23 protein-coding genes are annotated in these 20,006 nt (G+C 37.9%); 3 read left to right on the top strand and 20 right to left on the bottom strand.

Features of this window, described 5'->3' with window-relative positions; all coding sequences use genetic code 11:
* Positions 1–28: 28 nt before the first annotated feature.
* The 5 genes from G9G54_RS04850 to G9G54_RS04870 form a co-directional block, all read right to left on the bottom strand.
* Positions 29–1,108: a hypothetical protein gene (locus tag G9G54_RS04850; protein WP_165176377.1), complete on the bottom strand. Its 1,080-nt coding sequence runs from the start codon at positions 1,106–1,108 to the stop codon at positions 29–31.
* Complete coding sequence (locus G9G54_RS04855; protein WP_165176379.1) at positions 1,086–1,697, bottom strand: hypothetical protein; 612 nt, start codon at positions 1,695–1,697, stop codon at positions 1,086–1,088. The genes G9G54_RS04850 and G9G54_RS04855 overlap by 23 nt, the downstream gene beginning before the upstream one ends.
* Before the next feature lie 43 nt (positions 1,698–1,740).
* Positions 1,741–2,985 (bottom strand): hypothetical protein, encoded by a 1,245-nt coding sequence (locus G9G54_RS04860; RefSeq protein WP_165176381.1) that lies wholly within the window; start codon positions 2,983–2,985, stop codon positions 1,741–1,743.
* Between the two features lie 426 nt (positions 2,986–3,411).
* Complete coding sequence (locus G9G54_RS04865) at positions 3,412–3,789, bottom strand: hypothetical protein (RefSeq protein ID WP_165176383.1); 378 nt, start codon at positions 3,787–3,789, stop codon at positions 3,412–3,414.
* A gap of 999 nt (positions 3,790–4,788) precedes the next feature.
* Complete coding sequence (locus G9G54_RS04870; RefSeq protein WP_165176385.1) at positions 4,789–5,733, bottom strand: MBL fold metallo-hydrolase; 945 nt, start codon at positions 5,731–5,733, stop codon at positions 4,789–4,791.
* Between the two features lie 193 nt (positions 5,734–5,926).
* On the opposite strand from G9G54_RS04870, the gene G9G54_RS04875 reads away from it, so the two are divergent.
* The gene (locus G9G54_RS04875) at positions 5,927–6,334 is read left to right on the top strand and encodes a MerR family transcriptional regulator (RefSeq protein ID WP_165176387.1); all 408 of its coding nucleotides are present in this window, start codon (positions 5,927–5,929) and stop codon (positions 6,332–6,334) included.
* A gap of 762 nt (positions 6,335–7,096) precedes the next feature.
* Here G9G54_RS04875 and G9G54_RS04880 read toward each other — a convergent pair.
* The 15 genes from G9G54_RS04880 to G9G54_RS04940 form a co-directional block, all read right to left on the bottom strand.
* Entirely contained in the window at positions 7,097–7,516 is a 420-nt protein-coding gene (locus G9G54_RS04880) for a hypothetical protein (RefSeq protein ID WP_076294991.1), read from the bottom strand.
* Between the two features lie 76 nt (positions 7,517–7,592).
* A complete protein-coding gene (locus G9G54_RS04885; protein WP_165176389.1) occupies positions 7,593–7,796 on the bottom strand; it encodes a hypothetical protein in 204 nt (67 codons plus the stop codon).
* A gap of 176 nt (positions 7,797–7,972) precedes the next feature.
* Positions 7,973–9,388 (bottom strand): helix-turn-helix domain-containing protein, encoded by a 1,416-nt coding sequence (locus G9G54_RS04890; RefSeq protein ID WP_165176391.1) that lies wholly within the window; start codon positions 9,386–9,388, stop codon positions 7,973–7,975.
* A gap of 118 nt (positions 9,389–9,506) precedes the next feature.
* A complete protein-coding gene (locus G9G54_RS25395; protein WP_238807728.1) occupies positions 9,507–9,695 on the bottom strand; it encodes a hypothetical protein in 189 nt (62 codons plus the stop codon).
* A 165-nt stretch (positions 9,696–9,860) separates the two neighbouring features.
* Positions 9,861–10,742: a hypothetical protein gene (locus G9G54_RS04895; protein ID WP_185156272.1), complete on the bottom strand. Its 882-nt coding sequence runs from the start codon at positions 10,740–10,742 to the stop codon at positions 9,861–9,863.
* Positions 10,743–10,898: 156 nt separating this feature from the next.
* On the bottom strand, positions 10,899–11,399 hold the full coding sequence (locus tag G9G54_RS04900) for a hypothetical protein (RefSeq protein WP_076294993.1): 501 nt from the start codon (positions 11,397–11,399) through the stop codon (positions 10,899–10,901).
* A gap of 145 nt (positions 11,400–11,544) precedes the next feature.
* Complete coding sequence (locus G9G54_RS04905) at positions 11,545–11,763, bottom strand: hypothetical protein (protein ID WP_076294994.1); 219 nt, start codon at positions 11,761–11,763, stop codon at positions 11,545–11,547.
* A gap of 138 nt (positions 11,764–11,901) precedes the next feature.
* Complete coding sequence (locus G9G54_RS25400; protein ID WP_238807730.1) at positions 11,902–12,117, bottom strand: DNA methyltransferase; 216 nt, start codon at positions 12,115–12,117, stop codon at positions 11,902–11,904.
* Positions 12,036–13,205 carry a ParB N-terminal domain-containing protein gene (locus G9G54_RS04910; RefSeq protein WP_238807732.1) on the bottom strand — a complete coding sequence of 390 codons (1,170 nt, stop codon included), beginning with the start codon at positions 13,203–13,205 and terminating at the stop codon, positions 12,036–12,038. Before G9G54_RS04910 ends, G9G54_RS25400 begins: the two co-directional genes overlap by 82 nt.
* A 73-nt stretch (positions 13,206–13,278) precedes the next feature.
* A complete protein-coding gene (locus G9G54_RS04915; RefSeq protein WP_134903344.1) occupies positions 13,279–13,521 on the bottom strand; it encodes a hypothetical protein in 243 nt (80 codons plus the stop codon).
* Positions 13,522–13,772: 251 nt separating this feature from the next.
* Entirely contained in the window at positions 13,773–14,081 is a 309-nt protein-coding gene (locus tag G9G54_RS04920; protein ID WP_134903343.1) for a hypothetical protein, read from the bottom strand.
* 552 nt (positions 14,082–14,633) lie between these two features.
* Complete coding sequence (locus G9G54_RS04925) at positions 14,634–15,224, bottom strand: restriction endonuclease (RefSeq protein ID WP_165176395.1); 591 nt, start codon at positions 15,222–15,224, stop codon at positions 14,634–14,636.
* 201 nt (positions 15,225–15,425) lie between these two features.
* A complete protein-coding gene (locus G9G54_RS04930; RefSeq protein WP_165176397.1) occupies positions 15,426–15,710 on the bottom strand; it encodes a hypothetical protein in 285 nt (94 codons plus the stop codon).
* 622 nt (positions 15,711–16,332) lie between these two features.
* On the bottom strand, positions 16,333–17,070 hold the full coding sequence (locus G9G54_RS04935) for a DUF3800 domain-containing protein (RefSeq protein ID WP_165083399.1): 738 nt from the start codon (positions 17,068–17,070) through the stop codon (positions 16,333–16,335).
* Between the two features lie 35 nt (positions 17,071–17,105).
* A complete protein-coding gene (locus tag G9G54_RS04940; RefSeq protein ID WP_165083397.1) occupies positions 17,106–17,507 on the bottom strand; it encodes a hypothetical protein in 402 nt (133 codons plus the stop codon).
* A 1,203-nt stretch (positions 17,508–18,710) separates the two neighbouring features.
* On the opposite strand from G9G54_RS04940, the gene G9G54_RS26120 reads away from it, so the two are divergent.
* Together G9G54_RS26120 and G9G54_RS26125 are read left to right on the top strand one after the other, a co-directional pair.
* Positions 18,711–19,145 (top strand): hypothetical protein, encoded by a 435-nt coding sequence (locus tag G9G54_RS26120; RefSeq protein WP_342355951.1) that lies wholly within the window; start codon positions 18,711–18,713, stop codon positions 19,143–19,145.
* A gap of 2 nt (positions 19,146–19,147) precedes the next feature.
* Positions 19,148–19,948, top strand: a complete 801-nt coding sequence (locus G9G54_RS26125) for a site-specific integrase (protein WP_342355952.1) — start codon at positions 19,148–19,150, stop codon at positions 19,946–19,948.
* The last annotated feature ends 58 nt before the right edge of the window (positions 19,949–20,006 follow it).

The raw sequence follows: 20,006 nt of genomic DNA on the forward strand, positions 1-20,006 counted from the left end.
ATTGAGATAATGAAGTGGCACTAATCCATCAAAAACCGTTCTCCACCTGACAAGAATGAAACGAATTATTAATTGTAGTAATTAAACCCTGATCAATATCACGTGCTATCAGATGGCTTATTGAACGTTCTGTTTGACTATTTTTTTTACTTGCGGTTACTCGAAATGAAAGACTCATTCTCCCTAACAGGGAATTATTGAAAGCACTATAAACTTTGATCTCAGCAGATGCATTCTCATCAATTAAATTATAAATAGAATCACTCATGTTGTTTATTACTGTTATATGCTGTCTCTTTCCAAAAGAAGACTGTAGTTCATAATAGCCAAAACAGCGAAGTAGGAGCCGCTTATTAATATCATAAATTTTTATTACATATTTATAGTTGCTTATTGGAAGAGGAAACACCAAATTCATTTCGTAATTGTTTTGTGGTTCTGGATTTGAATACAATTCTACAATAGGTAATGCCTTTTGAATAATCTCATCCATATCCACATCTTGGGTCACAAGAAAATTCATATCAAGTAATTGATTTGGTTTGGGCAAATATCCTTTACCTAAAGGGTCTTTATTGTTTTTGATTCTATTTAAATAAAAAACTAGAAAGGTCAAAAGGAAACTAAAAATCAACCACATTATAAAAAGAAAAATATTAGTAATATTATTGAAGTTAAAGGAGATAGGAAAAATATTATTAACTATTTCAAGACTAATTAACCAAATAATAATTGATAAATTGGATGTAACAAGTATAACCCAATAAATTGAATTTAATGTTAATCCTTTAGATACATACTGTTGATAATCAATTAGAGTTGCTTGATAATTCTCATACTCTAATCCGTAAGGTTTATAAATTTGTTTTAATGAAGAAGACGCATTAATTAATTTGTTGTCATAAACAAACCCAACAAAAATTGACAAGAATGATATAATTGAAACCACTCCTGAAAACAACCAACTGATTAGTTCAATTGTATCTCTGGAGTTTGGAGGATAGTTCATCCCACAAATTCCCTTGAAAATATAAATTGAGATAAAAACTAAAGAAACAAAATAAAGAAAAATGGAATACCATCTTTTAAGAAATACACGAACTAACATACTCAAGGACTCCTACTATATCTGATATGGTTGTAGTATCATTAAATGAGAGCGATGAATTTATATCTACACTAAAATACGTTTTATTTAACTCGTCATATAGGCTGATAGTTTGAGGATTTTCTTCATTTATGATTTTTAAAAACTCATTCTTAGATAGCCCAATAGCATCTATTGACACCCATTTTTCCAAGTTATCTTTAACTCTTACAAACTGAATATTTATAACTTTAAATTTGTGATTATTCGACGACAATTTATTAATAATTTTAGGATACAAGTCAACCTTCTCAAATTTCACTGAAAACAATCTTTTTAATCTTGACTCCACATACGAAATATTGCTTTCAGAATTACCAAACAAGAAAATAGTTAGTTGGTTTTTAAAATATATCATTGAGACAGACTTAGTGGATTTACTAATCAATTTTTCTTTATATTTTATTGGGTCAACCCAATTATATCGATGAATTTGATAGTTAGTACAATCAGATAACATTTCTATTTTTTCAAAGTTACTTACTGTTATTGAGTCTACTTTTATCGCACTATCAATTGAATATCCAATGCAGTCTCTTTCTAGAATCATAATGTAATTTCACCTACCAATCAGTTATTAGTGATAAGTCATTTTACTCTGATTCTAGCCACGAAGTAAGTAGTTGAATCAGTGAATCCTTCTCTGTAACGTCTAAATTTTCAAGTAAGACCTTGCTACTTTCAATCATGAGTGACAAGGCTTCTTTGGATAAGTCGTTCTTTTCAGTGTATTCTAATAAGTATCCCAACTGTGATATACTCGAAACTAAATTTTCTCGTAGTGTATCTTGAAATAGTTTTTCTTTATTCATAAATCGTTCGTAAATTTTTTCGAGTAATTTACTTATTTCTTTGTAATTAACAATACCTTGCTCACACATGAGGATGTATTCTTCTTGAATATGCCTCATAATTTGTTCTTTGAGATTTTCATCTGAGATATCAAGAACAACTATTTTAAGCAAATCGCTTCCCTTTAACTCGAAATTACACGAAAAAGTTCGTGCGCCTTGTACCATTGATGTCTTAAATTGAATGATGTCTCTCCCTAAAACTACATATTCGCATGCTAAATAAGAATTCAAAATATTCTTTCCATTTATTGTAACTTCTTTTATGTCGTCACTAGCTATTTTAAATTTCACATGGGAAAAACTAGACTCAATCCCCTTATTTTTCAGTCTATTAAAAACAAAATCTAAAAAAAGAGCGGTCAAATAACTTGCATTTTGTTCCCACGAAAGAGTGGTGTTTGAAGCTTTTATTCTATATGTTTGAATTGGTAATTTTAAAACCATACCAATAAATGTTTCAATGATACTATGAGTTTCATCGTCACCTGCGAAAATTGTAAGAATATTTTTTTCTAAATCAATATCAATACTTGATTTATAAACAGCAGATAAACTTTCTATATTTAGTTCACCATTCCTCCACGATTCTTCGTACTTTTTTAATATATAATCGATTTTTAATCTCCCACCAGTTGTATTAGCCATTTTTGTTGAAATGGTATAAATATCTCCAATAGGATGTACTTTATACTCAAAACTTCTAGAAAGTTCTTCAGGAGCCTTTCCTACAAAGAAATCTTTATTGGCTAATTTATGAGTAAACGCTGGCAATCCTTTTGTCTTTACATGAACCGCCATTTCAACTAAATCTTCAACCTCTTCCTCACTTACGATTGACTCTAATTCCATAAAATACGGATACAACTCTCTTTTACTCTTGATTTTTTTATCAGTAGGAAACACCCCTTTTTCTTTCATAAGTTGTTCCACATTTTCTCTATTTACTTTTCGAAAAAACTTTCTAAGTGCGCCGTTGATGTTCATCCTGTATTCCTCCAGAACTTTTAATTAGGCTAGGACAACTCTATTTTGCATTTTGAAGTTGTCCTGTATTTAATTTATGCTCTATATTTGATGTCACTTTAGACAAGAGACAGAAATGGTTATAATGACCTATTATATATCCTAGCATATTCCAATTGAATTGAGGTAAATAATTTTGGCGAAACAACGTAAGAAAGATCCGAATGGCAAAGTTAATGATTTGTCGAGCTTTAACCATATATTGTTACAACAAAAAGGGAAAGGTTGAGTAAATATAATTTGAATTTTATTTACTTACTAAGGAGGTTTATAGTGTTGAATGATGATCTGAAAAAAGTGGTTTCGAAAGAATTAATTATAGCTAGATGCCCTATTTGTGCTTCTACTGATAATTTGTACCACAGATGTAGAGAGTAGTCGTTTTATTTATATCGTTGGGTTCCCCTCCCAAGTTGACTCAAGAACTTTCTCCGCGGACATTCCGATACTAGGAACAAAATACTTCTCATTAAATTTTCGAGTTGCCTCAGCTTCTTCCGCTCTAATTTCAGCAATTCTTTTATTCTCTAATGGGATGACTAATAATTGTAGTTTCTCAGTGGCAACGACGTTCTTAGAATGGAGATATAATGCACTGTCTGATAATGTATCAAAGCCTTCCTGTAATGCAGAGTCAATCATACATGAAGTATATGTACGTAAGATAGATATAACTTTATCTGTCTTATCACTATTTGCCGTAAGCAGTTCTGTTACTTGAAAATATTCTTGAACTCTGATTGAAGAAAAATGCTCTTTCTTCAATAGTTCCTTTGCTACAAATTACTTTCTTTTCAATATTGTTAGTATTAGATGCATCTTAAATAATCTTATAATTTGGTATTTTTTCAGAAGTATTCATATTACTGCTACAAGCTGTTAACAACACAATCAAAAACATAAACATCATTTATACAAAATATCGCCTGTTTTAGATATTAATCCAGTTGAGCTACTCAGAGTTGAAGAAAAATCTTGATAAACAAATTTCAACAACAAAAAACCACTCCTTAATGAGATTATTAAGAAGTGGTCTTTGTATCATTTATAATTCATAACGTGACTGTTTCACAAATTAACGTCTAAATTAGACAAAAATCTGCTCTGCTGGACACATGATGCTGGGCTTAAAAGCCTTACATCATGCCGCCCATCTTTGATTTACTCTCGCAGAGGAACGTCGTAAAACTTATCTTCTATTGTATAGCTTGTTTGGGCTTATCTTCAGAAAGTTTTATTCGTCTACATCCGCCCTCATTCGCCGGAATTGTGATTTTTCATGTGATTTTTTGTGATTCAAATAACCATGTTTCCCCCCACATAATTCATTCTAATCAACAACTTCCTTACAATTGTATAATGGGGTATACAAAGTAGCAATGATATTTCTGAGAATTTAATTTTCTAAAATATTTCACCTTCTCTTGGCGGCATAGGTATGCTCTATCCCGCTCCCAACTCTCCAGAATGACGATATCTTGTAGTGTAGACTTATCCGGCCCCATAATATAGTTATTTTGCTCAAAAGCAAGCTACTAACTTTTATGCTTTCTGTACACCTCCGCGTCTTTATCTCCAGATCTAACATATTACGGCAACCTGCTGAAAAGTTGTAGACTGAACGGCGATGTTAAGCTAACGTGGCAGGTTAACCTAACAAGCAGACTGCCAATTACGTTTGAAAATACCCAAACGTGCTGCCGGGTTGACATTCAGAACTGGCCTTGTGAATCTGGTGGAGTTAAAGGGAGTGCTAGTTGTGTCTCATCTATTATTTTGAACAAGCATTGTATTGAAGAGCCAGCGAAAATTCCATCTGAAATACTGAGCTAGATGCCAATCTTCATAGCCATTTAATACACCTTCATTTAACCAGTAAGACTCTGGTTTTCCGCTCGTCGCAGCTTCAGACACATAAGCGATCGTTTTTTCTAAAAAGCGAATGACATCTAGGATTTTATCTGGAGTGGACACATCTCCATGCCCGGGAATGACAGTATCTACCTTCAGATCTCTTTGAATGCGTCTAAGGATGCGTATCCAAGCGAATGGATTACCGTATGGCATGACCGGAATCGTCTTGTTGGTTATTAAATCACCAGCAATCAAGGTTCGTTCTTCAGGCACGTAAATAACGGCATCGCTTAAAGAATGGCCGCCTCCGTAGGATAAAACTTCGACAGTGCGTTTTGCTCCTTTTATAACTAGTTTATCGTCAAAAGTTATCGTGGGTACCACCCTACGAAGGGAAGGGATAGCATCATACAGGGCTCTCTGCACGGAAAGATCATAACCGATTTCGGTTAACATGTGCGGATTTTTTTCTTGTGAACGTACTTGATGTAGGCTATTTATTAACTTCTGAATGTTTTGTTGCATTAGATCAATATTCACTTTACCCATTTCAGATAGCAAATCTCTTGTCCAAACGGTAGATATAAAATCACTTTCCATGAATTCCTGATTGCCGTTGACATGATCTCCATGGAAATGAGTATTGATCACATATTTAATTGGTTTATTCGTTAATTGTTCTGCGGTTTGACGTAACAAAGCACCAGAATGCGGTAGATTGGTCGTGTCCACAACAACGGTCAAATCCCCAATGTCAATAATCGCCGCATTCCCCAGCGAACCACTACCAGGTACCGAAATAGCACCCCAGATACCTTCCGCTGCTTGTTGAATCGTGAAATATTTGTTGTTCATTGTTTATGCCTCCATCAAATTTATGTTTCATGTATATCAATTAGCAACTTTAGCTTACAAGTTAGAGTTAACTAGAAATCAAGCACAAATTTTTGAAATGAAGTTAGAGGTGCAAATATCGACTTCGAGTCGACTTAAAGATGTATAATAGTTATAAATTTTGGTTTAGAAAAAAGGAGTGACATAAAAAACAATGCTTACTATAAGTCAAGTATCAGAAAGAACGGGGCTAACTCCTTATACGATTCGCTATTATGAAAAAATTGGAGTGCTACAGGAACCAAATCGAAGAAATGGAAGGACACGCATTTATACCGAAAGTGAGGTTTCATATATACAATGTTTAACTAGATTAAAAAAATTGGGATTGTCGCTTGAGGAGATTACGGAATTTACTCGTGACGGATGTGTACTGGATAAAATTCAAAAAGGGGAAGAAGTTGCTAATTTTACTCCTGCCTTACACATACGAATAGAAATTCTTGAAAAGCATCTGGTGGAACTGGAATCCAAGCGGCAGGAACTTGAGTGCATGATTTCCCTTGCTAACGAGAAGATAGCCCTATACCAAAAACTTACGAAAGACGATATAGTAATGTAGAAGACCTGGTTCACCACCAGCATATACGATGGCAACAGAATTGATTGAACTAACGGGAAACGTTAGTTCAATGAAATAGCGATAGTCTAGGGCTTTATTTTCCCGTCCTAGGCTACCATTGTTTCTTTTGTTGTAGTTAGCAAAACTTTATTTTCATCGAACATTTAAAAAGTGGATTCATAGGACCTTGAATGTCCGTCTGTAAACAATTTCTTTAATTAAAAAGCTCTGCCGACCAATTAAGGTTTGCAGAGCTTTTTTATTACTCGACTATTTATTTTTTCTGAATATGAACATCCCAATAAGTGCAACAACTATTATAGCGGGAATTCGCCATGGATTCGGTAGAAATTTTGTTAACCATAGGGCAGCGAATACTGTGGCTATTGTCAAATAGCCTAAGCGTTCAGATGGTTCAAATTTCTTTTTATTGAAGAACAAAATCAAATAGCCTATCGGTGGAGTTATGAGGATCATTAAAATTATGACCATTGGTCTTAAATACCACTTTCTTTTCATTCTTCCTCCGTCATTAATCGTTGTTAATCACAGTTATTAAAGGAATATAGCTCGATAGCTCTAGCAATAATATCAGCTAACCATCCCGACACCTAATTCTTCATATCTACTCTAAATTCAAACTGATCAATGAAAAAAGCTCTCCCGACCAATTAAGGGGATTAATTCACTTGCTGGCTTGAAAAAACACATAATTAACCTTCCTCACCAAATGGCTAAGGACAAGTTGTATAGCAGGGTAATTTAGAGGTTTCCAGGCTGTGAATCAGCTATTCCCCATGTTTCCCCATTAACTTTATAATCACTGCCTCTCCACTGAAGTGTGTAGTTTCCAGAACGCAAACCGTTGGTGATACCTTCATCAGTACTTTTCCAAATAACTGTGTCATGAGGAGCAATTACTAATGCTTCAATATATAGTTTGTTTGAACCGTTATGAGTTAAACTTACTTTTACTGGATGATTAGAGTGATTTTTCATACGAAGTTTAACATGCCCCCATCCCTTAGGGACATCAAAGGACTCTCCTACAGTTGCGCCTCCGCTCGATCTTTGATTAATTATGATGTTTTCGCTAGTTTTACTTGTTGAAGCTGAAGTAGCCCCTACCGTAATCGCCATGCTTAAAGACAAAACCGAGAACAGAAATATTCTTTTCTTCATCATTTTCCCCTTCTATTTTTTGATATGGTCTACCTTAAAGAGACTACCGTCTACAATCTGGTAGGTCCTTTCATATCTACTCTAATTCAAACTGATTCCGCATATAGTACGCTCCGGCAATCTTAATCGTATCGGGCGAAAACTTTTCTACTGTCCCTCCATAGTCTACAACCGATACCACGTCTTCTCCCAATGACTGAACAACGTATACTCTTACCTGGGTTAATGCAGCTGCAAATAGTTCGATATCTGAGTTTAACACTTTATATGTATGGTTCATGCTGATCACCTCGATAATTCATTCGGTGAACGGTGTGGTAATTCCTTCAATAAAAAATCCCCACCCACCAGTTAAGGTTAGCGGGGATTTGCACTGCTTACGTTTAAGCGCCCCCATGCTGTACTTGAGGCCGTATATCATGCGAGTGAACGGGTACAGTAACGATAAATAAAAAGCTAGCCGCGATGATCAACAGTACCATTTTTTTTAACATTGTTCATCCACACCTTTTCAATGAGATTTAAAAATGCTGCTTTGGTTTCAGGAACTGCATACTCCCGAAAATGTAAAAACAGCCCCATACAATTTATGAAGTAAGTCTCATTACTTAGTGTATGATAACTTACCATTGAATACATCAAATGTTTAAAACCATCATCGTAAAAGCTTCGATGTAAATAATAATGAGCTAACTCGTAACCACACCACGCAAAATAGTCTGGTACCACTTGTTGAGTATACATATCACTTGATGAGTGTTGCAATAATGATACCATGTCCGCTTCAAAGCGTTTAATTATATTACTAACATCGATATCATATCGGTTAGCCGCTATCATAATATTCAGCAGTTGGATGACCCTGTCTTCCTGAGTTGTATCCTCCGCCGTATCAATATATTCAACATAATCTTGTAGCACCTTAGTATCTCCGGATAAAAGCTTATTCACAATAACATTAGCTTTTGCCCAGTGCTTAAACAAGCCAATCCAGTGTTGGGTATCTTCATCTGTTTCTTTAACCCAATCTAAATTAGCATAGGCGTATGTATATTGTAGAGCTTGTTGATAATCGCCTTGGGCTTCATAGACACTTGCACACAGCAGGTCAGCATAGGAAATGTATACAAACAAAGGACGAGTCAGCTTATTAGTAGATTCATTACATTCTCGACTCTTGTGTTCATGTTTCAAATTATATTGAATTTCCGCTTTAGTCCTCATTATTTTTGCTACTTCCTCTACCTTGTCCCATTTACGCAAAGACCTGTACACGTTAGCCAAATCCTTCAGCGCGTCAAGCTGTTCTATTTCATCCAGACGTTCCACGAAGGGTTCAAATAGCGTTGCTGCCTTGAGATTCCGACTTTGATCGTCTCCAACTTGAATCGTGAATATACGATATTGACAGACTGCCAAACGCTCAGAATGTTGATATTTCTCCGCTTCAGCCACACCCTCATAGAGCAGTAGCGCAGCCTCATGTCGTCCCTGCGCCAACAATTCTTCTGCAATTTCAAATAGCTTGGGTGAATATAGTAGATTGTCCATGATAGCTCCCACCACTCGACGGATCGCATCCAGCTTGTCCAACTCCGCACAGCGAAACAAAAATGGCTCGATTCGCCTCATATTCGGGGGATGGTCGATAATGTAGTTTTCTATAAACAGATCGTAAAAATCCCCTTCTGGTAAACCCATAGCCTCAGTGATTAGGTCAAGCTGGTTAACAGACATTGACTTATTCCCTGTCACAATAGCACTTACTATTCCCCTATTCATGCCTGCAAGTTGTCCAAATTGCGCTATGCTCAAACCCTTTTGTTGTAAGTATCTATCTAATTCTGCTCGAATCGTAGGTGTATGCTTCATGCCATAGCCACCCTTCGCTTAAAAATCCCATAATTTTATAATCATTTACTATTTTTGTCCAGCAATTAACCAGTTGTCAATATCTTTTTTTGCGAATTATGTAGAAATACTGCGTTTGTCATAAGAGCACTCCTGTAAACAAAAAACACCCCACTGGCTTTAGCCAGCAGGGTGGGATTACAAACAGATTTTCAAAATTGAGCACAACCGGCTTACCCTTCCATTGCTCCAGCAGCTTCCACGTCACCTCGGGCGTTTTGTAGCTGACTGTTTGCTTGCTATCCGTCTCCCAAATTTTCTCTCCCAATAGCGCGGAAGGATAGTAGAAAAAGAAACCCGTTTCACTTTCGAGATGGGTTTCCCTGTGCGCTCATGTCCAGTTATGACGGTAAAGGTTTCAACTTCATTGCCTCCGGTTATTAGATTCTGCCGGGTCGATGGGAAAAATAAGGCGGATTCCCAGAGATTATATTTAAAAATTCGTATTAGTACTAGCCCGAACTCCGAGCTTTCCAGACATGGAACCAGAACCGCTACTTAAACTAACATAAAATTTCCCTGTGGACCATGCCTTGCTTTTATTTAATATTTCATCGAATGTTTTACCAGGTTTTACTGTTCCACTGTACTTTTCCGCACCAGATGCACTTCCCTGATTCACAGTAAAAGTTATAGTAGTGTCTCCTGTGTTTCTCAAGTACAATCTTACATATCCATATCCTGATTTAACGTCAAAATCAGCAGAATCATTAAATCCAGCTACTGGACGATCGACAATTTGTCCATCAGTAGCTTGTGGAGTAATGACATGGTCACCAGTAGTTGTTTTACCAGCATCTCGGGTCGCCGTAGTGGATGTATCTGCAGAATCATTTCCTGATACACCCCATGTTGTGACATGCACAATGTCGCCGTTAGCTCTCCATTGTATTTCATAATTTCCTGAGCGCAGCCCTTGTGAAAAAGAATTTACACTATCCCAGAACAATTTTTTATGAGCACCAATAGTCTTAACAATATATTGTTTTCCACTGTCTGTATGCACTAGGCTAAAGGTAATGGTTGAACCACCTCTATTTTTGGCAAAAATTTTAAGATGCCCGTATCCCGGATCTAATACAAAACGTGATACTGGGTCCTTTTTGTCGAAAATGTCATCAAAAACATCTCTTGATTTTTGAGGAGTTATGACTGGGTCACTAATAGTTGATTTACCAGCATTTTTGGTCGCAATACTGGATGTATTTGCAGAATCAGACGCATCTGAACTTGCACAGATCACACTCGGCACAACAACAGCCCCCAACAAACTAATAGATAAGGCTGATGAAAAAAAAATTTTTTTCTTTTTCACCAATATCATTTCTCCTTTGAGTTATAAACGAAGCAAGGAAAGCTTCAAACCGATGGCCTGAAGCTTTCCTTGCCTTGTTTGCAGTATAAGAAACTTCTCCAATCAAGCGAGCTACTAGTTAGCTCTTCTTATACAAAACTTTATAGCTTGGTTTAATTAAAGTTCATCTGGGTTAGTGGCTGATATAGCCCATGCTGAGGCGTCTACATAAGCTCCGCCGGCACGCCACTGTATTTCATATTTTCCTGAGCGCAATCCGCTTGAAAACCCATCTGTGCTATACCAATTAAATGTATCACCAGCACCCACATACTTGGTAAAATAATCTTTCCCACTGTCGACATGCTTTAAGGTAAAAGTAAGCGTAGCTTTGGTGTTGTTTCTTACACGAATCTTAACATGACCATATCCAGGATCTATGGAGAACTCTGTTAATGGCGACTTGCCGTCAAGGTTCACATTAAAAAGATCTTTTGTTCTAAAAAGACTTATATCATGATTACCAGGTGTTTTCACCTCATCGTGGGTCGCGTACGTCGATGTATTTGCGGAATTAGTTGCAGCATCTGAATCCGCAAAGATCGCACTGGGTACAGCAATAGCTCCTCCTAGCAAACCCAAAGATAAGGCTGACGCAATTAAATGTTTCTTCTTCATAATACTTCTATTCCTCCTTAATATATTAAACTACCACCTCATTCTACTAAAAGATTCCATGTTTCTAATTTCTTTTACAATAAAATCTTAATGTTGTTTAATAAATCCATATTTATGCATTAACTAACAAGATTATTATATGCTTTTACAACTCATCCTTTTGAAGCTTTATATCCAGCTCAATCAGACGATCCAAGTCCTGGACCGTCTGCATTTTTATATTTCCAGCTTGCAGGTCTTTGACCCACTGAGCTATGCCAGCCTTAACAATCTTCCGGTACTGCGCCTTGCTTTCAAGGATACCTTCTATGATTTCAATCTCGCGTTGTAATGCTGTGTTGTATTGTTCGTCTGCTGTTCCCATTGTCGTATCCCTCGGCTTCCCCATATACTGGAATGCGAGATAGCGGATGTCTGCAAAATGCCACGCGTGGCGGGCCGCTATCTCAGCCGGGGGGATACCCTGGATTGGGGGGGAGGACGTTAGCGCGTCCTCCTTTTCCTATGCTACGGGTTTAGCCCGATGCAACAGGACTGGCTCAATACCAGTACTCTCCAGGAATCGTTTTTTAATTACATCGCAGAAGATCGGGTCCAGTTCCAATGTCCGGCATGTCCGGTCCATCTGCTCACAGGTCATAAGCGTGGAGCCGCTGCCGCCAAAGAAATCGACAACCTCGTCACCACGCTGGCTGCTATTCTTAATTGGAATGGCCAACAGATCAAGAGGCTTTTGAGTAGGATGGACGTACTTGTTAACATCGCCCCTCGAAACCTCCATACTGTCTCCGGCAGAGGGTCCTCAACAGGTAGGCCATCCTTCCATACCGTTGTCTGTGTCCGATCACCGTACCAAGCAGGAGATTTGCCCTTCATATGGGTATAAAAGACTGGTTCATGTTTGAAACGATACTGCGCCCACCCGAAGGTGGCGGCGTTCTTCACCCAAACACATTGGGTCCTACTTACAATGCCTGCAGCATTCATGGCATCCTCAAACTCACGTTGATAGGAAGATGGATGAAATACATAGATTGCAGCCGTAGGGTGCATGATTACAGCGTAATTGGCAAAAACCGCATACAAAAAGCCCGCAAAGTCCTCAGCGGGCATATTGTCATTCATTATGGAGCCGCGACCATCAGCAGCCAAACGGGCAGAAGTGCTCTCTACCGCTACATTATAAGGCGGATCAGTAACGACCAGTGCTGCTTTGGCTCCGTCCATTAGAAGTGCTACATCATCAGGATTGGTCGCATCTCCACACACTAATCGATGCCGACCAAGCTGCCACACATCCCCGCGCCTGGTCTCCGGTTTCTTGATTTCATCTAGAGCACGCTGGACGTCAAAGTCATCATCGGTAACCGGAAGGTCCAAGGATTCATCCTGTGGCACAGCAAACTCTGCCGCCAGATCCTCGAACTCTTCCAAATCGAAACCGGACAGGGCCAGATCCGCTCCACTCATCTGCAGATCATCAAGCAGTCGATAAAGGGCTTCATCATCCCATCGGCCTGAAACTTTGTTTAATGCGAGATTGAGAAGCCTTTCCTGCTGATCGTCCAGGTCAACAACACTTACGGCCAGATCCGTATGCCCCAGCTCGTTGACCATGATCTTGTACCGCTGGTGGCCGCCGACCATGTTCCCGGTGCGCTCGTTCCAGATGATCGGATCGATGTAGCCGAATGTCTCAATTGACTGCTTCAGCTTTTCATATTCAACATCGCCCGGCTGAAGGTCAACACGAGGGTTATATGCTGCTGCGTTGATTTGTCCGATTGGTATTATTCTGATGTTCATACTCGCTACCCTCCAATAGTTTCGTGACAACAAAAAAGATCAGCCGATAAAGCTGATCTTGAATTATTTCAGTTTAATTATTATTTTTTCTTAGCGCATTCTCCAAATGATTGATCAAATCGCCATACCGTTCCTTGGCTGCATCATCCGCTTCAATATTTAAAATTCCGTTCAACCCCCAGACAATGGCATCTAAATGAACCGCCTGAACCTTTAGTGCTTCAAAATAACTTAAACCAGATCGTCTAATTAACGCATCGATTTTAGAAAGATCGTCGTAATCCAAACCCAATGTTTCTATATCAACTAGCTTCATTCTCTGAATCACCTCTTTTCCAAAAGTATCATACACAATTCTTGGAAATGGGACAACAAAGATTGAGTTGAGTTGGTTTCCACTATTCGGGTGGGTGGCTAACAGGCTGTCAGAGCGTGTGTATGCCCTCTCTTTGCTTTCTTTTATACTCCTTCCGCCATTCGTTCATGTAATAAAAAGCAAGCTCAGAATAGATAACATATTGTCGTATCAAGGCAAAAGAAAAAGCACCTCAATGGGTGCTTAACATTCTACCACGATGGTCGATGCCCACATAAGGAACCAGCAGGTCCGACCTCGTCAATGTTTTGTGTGTTATTTGAGAAAGAAACAAACTTACCGTCAATAATTCTTAAATAAGTCATATCTCCATAGTCTGGTTTTGCTTTATCTGTCTGAGAAGAAACATACGTAATATAGACATTACAAAGGCTGCGTCCACTACTCATTCTCATATCAACAGCTTGATTCAGGTAATTTTTAACCTGATCTGGATTTAAAAAATGTTGTGGCGGCCTACCTGCTTGGTAATACTGTACGCCCCCGGGGTAATAATACATTTATGTCACACTCCTCAGAAAGTTTTTGCTTCCTGATAGCCTATGCACAGAAGTGTAAAGTTGTGTAAGGCACAATATTTTAGAAGGTATTAATTCATTTTTTTCACACAGGCTGTACGGGAACAAAACTGCTTAACCCCATCCCACCTACCCCATACACAACCTTTACATTTTTTCGGCTGTTTTGGTGGGCCTTTCATGTATAACAAAATTCCTTTCTTCTGCTTCTTCTTCAAACCATTCAAACCTTTCAAGGCAATAAAAAAAGCCACCCAAATGAGTGACCTGTATCTGCCTATGTATTTACAGCACCAAATGAACTGATGCGCTTATTTAAAACCCGAAAAAAGAAACAGCGATTGGGTCTATTCCCGTAAGCGGGATGCAAAACGCTACGCTGTTGTATAAAAGCATTTGTACTTAGTTACTAAAGAGGAAGAACAAGACCATTTTACTGATCGCTAGAAATGGACGTCAAATAAGTTAAGCAGTAAATACACTCAGAAATCGAATTCAGATTATTCACTCTTTGAATTTCTCCCTTTCTCGCATCTATCCTGCTTTCTTAGTTGCAGAATTCCTTTGTTTAACCTGCAGAATCATTTCAATAAGCTGTTCCCTGTTAATCAAACGAACGTTATTGGATCTTGCCAGTCTGTATGCTTGCTCTGTGTAATCGCTATTTGTCACGACCCATGCTGAAGATGCACGGTAATGAGCTACCGCACCGTAAACCTCCTGAACCGCTTTAAGCCCAACATTTTTACTGTACCGTTTCGCCTGAACTACGATACGCTGACCGTTTTTTGTAAGAACCAGATCAGCACCGTAATCTCCAGAAGCTTGTGTAACCTCAGCTTTATATCCTTGAGCTCTGAACAGATGTCCTAAATATTTTTCGAATTGATGACCATCCATTTTATCAATTTCAGCAATCCCAGAATTACGTAGTCTTGTTGCAGCAGCCATTGTACGATAAAAAATAAATGCTATGACCATTGCTACTGCCACAAAAGATACAAAAACAGAGGCACCGATTGAACCCGTAACTGAGTAGATAAAGAAAAACGGGGCTATTAGTGCAATCCCTGCAATAGCCTCTTCAATAGAATTTTTCTGCTTTCTTCTCCGTCTTCTAGCCATTAATAATTCCCCCTTATTCTGTATATATCGTCAATAAAGTGATTGGAATTAATAGGTAGGAGGGAAGCACGCTGCGGAATTGAACCGCGCAAGGGTTCTGACCAGGCTGTCCATGTTTCCGCTGGTTAACTGGTTCCTTGCCGCCTGCGCGTGCCATAAAGCCCTGGAATGATCCAGGGAACAATGTTGGGTCATGCTTAATTATTTGAGGGCCAGAGCTGCTGCCTTTACGTGAGCTGGGATGGCAAATTCGTCCTTTTCCGTCAGAGTGCCATCAGCATGCACGGTTATTGCGAGCTGCTCGTACTCATCACCACTTGCTGGGATAACCGGATGACCGTATGCATGTTGGCCTTCAAATTTAATGGCGGTACCGTACTTACTCTTGGACTCTGCTGCTTCCTGCGTACTTTCGATGTGCAAGATTCTAAACCGATCCAAGTATGCGAACCCACCGGTTCTTACTGCGCTTGCTTCTGTAGACATGTTTGATTCCTCCGAATATGGTTTATTAGGAAAAATGGGTAACAAAAAAGGACCGGCGTATCAGCCAGTCCCTGGTCCGTTCCCTTCATTTCCACGCTCTCATAGTAGCATGGAAAACCCGTCATGTGATGCTCAACTTTTAGTCAATAAATGTTCATCCTATGCCCACTTTACAGTCAAAAAACATCGCTTCTATGAATAGAAGTTGCTAAGTAGACGACCAATGATACAGACAATCACTTCTGACTATAATTGCGTTCTGGTAAATCATTTTATTTTATAAAATGTAAAAACAAAAAAATTGAACTTTAATAAAAAACAGAATAAAGTTAGCGGAAACTACAATTTAAAACCAAAAACTCTTAATAATACGAAAAGAAGCACCCCGAAGGATGCTTCTTTTGAGGAAAGAGCTTTCACAGTTCCCTCAATTATTGATACAGAAGAGAGCTTTCGCAGTCTCCATGTATCATAGTATCAGTATCATCGACTTGCTCCAAAAATATACATGTCTTTTAGTACTAAGAAGAGCTTTCGCAGTTCTTATCAAGAAATTTGTGAAGAAGGCTTCCGCAATCACCACAATTATATGGTACCCTTTTATAGCAATGAAGTCAATAATTTATGGTATAATCTTCAGTCCAAATCTGTCCTTTTTATTGCATCCCCCATCATATGCTTGCTTTTCTATAACATCAAGCAAACCATAAGTTCTTTGCGACTTACCGGAAAGTTTTCGATTCCATGTGTTAGGTAATAAATCTGCAATTTGTAGCCCAATGACGTTGTCAGGCTTTAAGCTAAAATTTATCGTACTGAGACGTTTCTGGACAGTTTTATTACTATAAAATAGAGTACCCTGAGCCATAAGGTAATGAAAATGATGTTGTAATTGTTGATCTTTCTGGTCCGGATCAGAATTGGTCGATTCCAAGTAAATAGAACCCTTTGCATCATTGAGTTCAAGAAAGTGAACGAAATTTTCCATAATTAATTGAAGCGCGATAAAATACTTATCCCGACCATTTTCATATAATTTTTTGCAGTTATCTTCATGAATGCTAACTCCGAATATAGGAATATCATATGAATTAAACATATTAGTGATATCATTCCAAAACTCTTGAAGTTTTTGCTTGTCTTGAAATACCTTAAATGGTGTTGCTGTCTTATGCCTATTTATATCCATTTCATGAATTATCACCTTATCATCACCAAAAAACTTCTTTTTCAACTCATTAACATATGGTATTACTTTTTTTTCATAGTCTTCTTCAGCAATAGCAAGTCCCATTAAGCAAAAATGCTCAAAATGGCCACCAGTTAGAATTTCATCTAAATAAAGCGTATATCTCTTCATCTTTTTCTTTGACTCCCCTCGAATGCTTTCTATATTTAATAGAATTCAATTTCATTCCGCTTTAAATCACATGTAGCTAAATGGACATTAAGCTCTGCTTTTTTCAGTAATTCTTGAGCCTTAGGAATGTGCTCATTCAACCCAAACGTAAATGGAAGAACCATGTAAGTTCTAAATTCAGGATTTTGACTAAATAAACGTAGCTTTTCTATAACAAATCTGCTTTGATATGTGTCTTTTGTTTGTACTTCGTATATAATTGTCTCATAGGCATTAAAAGCGAAAATATCTGGGTGCTGTCCGTTTATAGGAAGTGGTCTACCATATGGCCAATCTATATGATCAGCTAACACAGAGTACCCACTATTAAGAAGTCTTTCAGAAATCAGTTTGATTATGTTCAAATGCTGATGCTCCTGCAAAGAATTCCTTTTCATATTTGTATTACTCCTCATATGTAATAATTGGATGATGTCTTGTGTTGATTATGATATTACAAGTTATCAACAATATCAACGGGAACAAACGTTCTATATTGTTGATAACTTCCACATATTATTATATCTATCCTCTATAGACTCTTTTGAGCTGATACTTCTTCGATTTTTTCATTTCCCTCTCTCCTTGTAATCAAAAAAAGCACCCACTCGAAATTAGGATTTCTCCATAAAATCGATTGATGCTTCTGTAAGTAATTGTTAATGATCTAACATTAATTAAACTTGATTATTACAACTTATAGGAGTAAAAAAGCATAATTCTTACTCTGCTCACTTAATTCCATCTTCTTTCACTCCATGCCAGTTCCTCCGGATAACCATACTCCAGTAATAATTGACGATAATCCTTACTCATAGGGTGCTGCTCCTTTCGTAGCTCTTTGGCGCATACTTATTGGATGGCGTGTCCTTCATGTCCAAACTCATCAACTCATGAACCACTCGCGTTTTCGGGATGCCAACCTGTCGGGCAATCTGTGACCGGGAAACACCTTGGCTATCCAGATCAAAGATTGTCTGACGCACCACTTCCGGCAGCGGTTTGTATAGTACCTCAATTAATGCATCAGGCCCTTTTTAACTTCATTTTTAGGATCAGGCTGCTTTGCCTCTTTTATGGAACCGCCTGGGCGGTATTGATTCTTGATCATCCCTTTTACCTCCCCGATATGATTAATCCTCAGACAAGCTTGCAAGTTTGGCATGTGCACTCTCGGTGTTTTCTAACCATTGAGCTGCAAAAATTTTGTCCTGATCGGATACTTTTGTGGATGCAATCATTTTTTTGATCTGTGCACGGTGTCCAGTTAAAGCAATTGTGACTATTCTTACAAATCAGAATTTAACTCGGGACGAGGTAGTAGACATCAATTCAGGTTTGATAAGTTCTCTTTCTAATAAAACTTCCGAAAACGAGAAGAAAATTACAAAGAATAATATTGAGTATAAAATTATGATGACCAAGTACGGAATTATTTTTAGAGCAAGCAGAGCTGAGTAATTCTAAATATAAGGAAAATTCTCAAACGTTTGGAGTTTTGGTACAATAAAATTAGTTCAACATTCACAGCTAAAGCCCTTCCGGGCTTTTCTTTTCACTATTAAAGCGAACATTTGTACCTATATAAGGAGATAGAATGTATGGCATCTTTCACTAAAATTAAAGCAAACAACAAACAGGGCTATAAGCGGATTTGTACAGTAGACGGCCTACCTAATCCTGTGACGGGGAAGCGCAAGCAGATACCTCGTAGGGGAGACACGCAGAAGGAAGCTCTTGCTCGTGCTCAAAAAGTTCTAGATGATCTTGTTAAACATGGCGTGGATGCCAAGAAAGTAAAAAAGCTCCCTTTCGAGGAAGTTGCATGGGATTGGCTTAAGACCTACTCTAAAGGGGAGGTCAAAGAAAGCACCGTCAGAGTCAGAAGCAAAGAAATTAAAATTTTGATGAGATACATTCCCAAAGTAAATATTGACAAGATAACGCATAAGCATATCAAAACATACTCAATGATCTCGATGATAAAAAATATGCCCGAACCACAATTGAAGGAGTACATGTCACTGCGAATATGATTATGAAATACGCAATAAAAAATAAAATGCGATTGGGCAATCCTTGCACCGGTGCAGTCATACCAGCCAAAATGCTGACTGTAGAAGAAATTGAAAATACGACCATTGAAGACGAATTTTTAGAAAATCCTGAAATAACGGAATTCCTTCAGGCAGTATACCTGCATGGCCTACCAATGGATTTAGAGCGTTTTTATCTTCTCGCCTTTTCAGGCATGCGCTCCGGTGAACTATGTGCCTTAAAATGGACAGATATTAATTTTGAAACGAATGAAATTCGAGTAACGAAGACTCTATATAATGAGCAAAACAATATGAAGCTATATAAACTCACTCCACCTAAAACTAAAGGATCTATCCGCACTTTCGACTTGGACGAAACCATTATGGACTTGCTTGCCGATTATAGAAATACGCAGCAAAAAATAGTTCAGGAAAACAGAAAAATGTATCCTGATTATCATGACAAGGATTTCGTATTCTGTCGTGACAATGGATATCCATTCATCCAAAAAAATATCTTGATTAGAATGGATAGAATCTTAAAGAAAACATCAATCAAAAAAGAAGCCACTCCCCATATCTTCAGACACACCCACATAAGCATGCTCTCAGAGGCTGGAGTAGACCTAAAAACGATTATGAAGCGCGTTGGACATGATGACCCAGAAACAACTCTAAAGATCTACACACACGTCACAGAAAAGATGAAAAAGGATGCTAATGAGAAAATAAGAATTCACTTTGCAGATATATTGAACTTCAATTTCACGAAAGATCATCTCCCTTTGCAAGAAATGTGATTTTTTCGTGATTTAACGAAGAAAGGCTCCCTCGCGGGAGCCCTTTAAATAGCGGTAT

The organism is Paenibacillus sp. EKM212P, from assembly GCF_011066115.1.
In the GTDB taxonomy this organism is placed as follows: Bacteria; Bacillota; Bacilli; order Paenibacillales; family Paenibacillaceae; genus Paenibacillus; species Paenibacillus polymyxa_B.

Bases quoted from the DNA above. Each gene is read 5' to 3' on its own strand.
- G9G54_RS04905 (WP_076294994.1), bottom strand. From the start codon at position 11,763: ATGGGAACAGCAGACGAACAATACAACACAGCATTACAACGCGAGATT.
- G9G54_RS04900 (WP_076294993.1), bottom strand. From the start codon at position 11,399: ATGAAGAAGAAACATTTAATTGCGTCAGCCTTATCTTTGGGTTTGCTA.
- G9G54_RS04880 (WP_076294991.1), bottom strand. From the start codon at position 7,516: ATGAAGAAAAGAATATTTCTGTTCTCGGTTTTGTCTTTAAGCATGGCG.
- G9G54_RS04940 (WP_165083397.1), bottom strand. From the start codon at position 17,507: ATGAAAAGGAATTCTTTGCAGGAGCATCAGCATTTGAACATAATCAAA.
- G9G54_RS26125 (WP_342355952.1), top strand. From the start codon at position 19,148: ATGAAATACGCAATAAAAAATAAAATGCGATTGGGCAATCCTTGCACC.
- G9G54_RS04930 (WP_165176397.1), bottom strand. From the start codon at position 15,710: ATGTCTACAGAAGCAAGCGCAGTAAGAACCGGTGGGTTCGCATACTTG.
- G9G54_RS04890 (WP_165176391.1), bottom strand. From the start codon at position 9,388: ATGAAGCATACACCTACGATTCGAGCAGAATTAGATAGATACTTACAA.
- G9G54_RS04925 (WP_165176395.1), bottom strand. From the start codon at position 15,224: ATGGCTAGAAGACGGAGAAGAAAGCAGAAAAATTCTATTGAAGAGGCT.
- G9G54_RS04910 (WP_238807732.1), bottom strand. From the start codon at position 13,205: ATGAACATCAGAATAATACCAATCGGACAAATCAACGCAGCAGCATAT.
- G9G54_RS04850 (WP_165176377.1), bottom strand. From the start codon at position 1,108: ATGTTAGTTCGTGTATTTCTTAAAAGATGGTATTCCATTTTTCTTTAT.
- G9G54_RS04935 (WP_165083399.1), bottom strand. From the start codon at position 17,070: ATGAAGAGATATACGCTTTATTTAGATGAAATTCTAACTGGTGGCCAT.
- G9G54_RS04875 (WP_165176387.1), top strand. From the start codon at position 5,927: ATGCTTACTATAAGTCAAGTATCAGAAAGAACGGGGCTAACTCCTTAT.
- G9G54_RS04915 (WP_134903344.1), bottom strand. From the start codon at position 13,521: ATGAAGCTAGTTGATATAGAAACATTGGGTTTGGATTACGACGATCTT.
- G9G54_RS04920 (WP_134903343.1), bottom strand. From the start codon at position 14,081: ATGTATTATTACCCCGGGGGCGTACAGTATTACCAAGCAGGTAGGCCG.
- G9G54_RS04885 (WP_165176389.1), bottom strand. From the start codon at position 7,796: ATGAACCATACATATAAAGTGTTAAACTCAGATATCGAACTATTTGCA.
- G9G54_RS04860 (WP_165176381.1), bottom strand. From the start codon at position 2,985: ATGAACATCAACGGCGCACTTAGAAAGTTTTTTCGAAAAGTAAATAGA.
- G9G54_RS26120 (WP_342355951.1), top strand. From the start codon at position 18,711: ATGGCATCTTTCACTAAAATTAAAGCAAACAACAAACAGGGCTATAAG.
- G9G54_RS04870 (WP_165176385.1), bottom strand. From the start codon at position 5,733: ATGAACAACAAATATTTCACGATTCAACAAGCAGCGGAAGGTATCTGG.
- G9G54_RS04855 (WP_165176379.1), bottom strand. From the start codon at position 1,697: ATGATTCTAGAAAGAGACTGCATTGGATATTCAATTGATAGTGCGATA.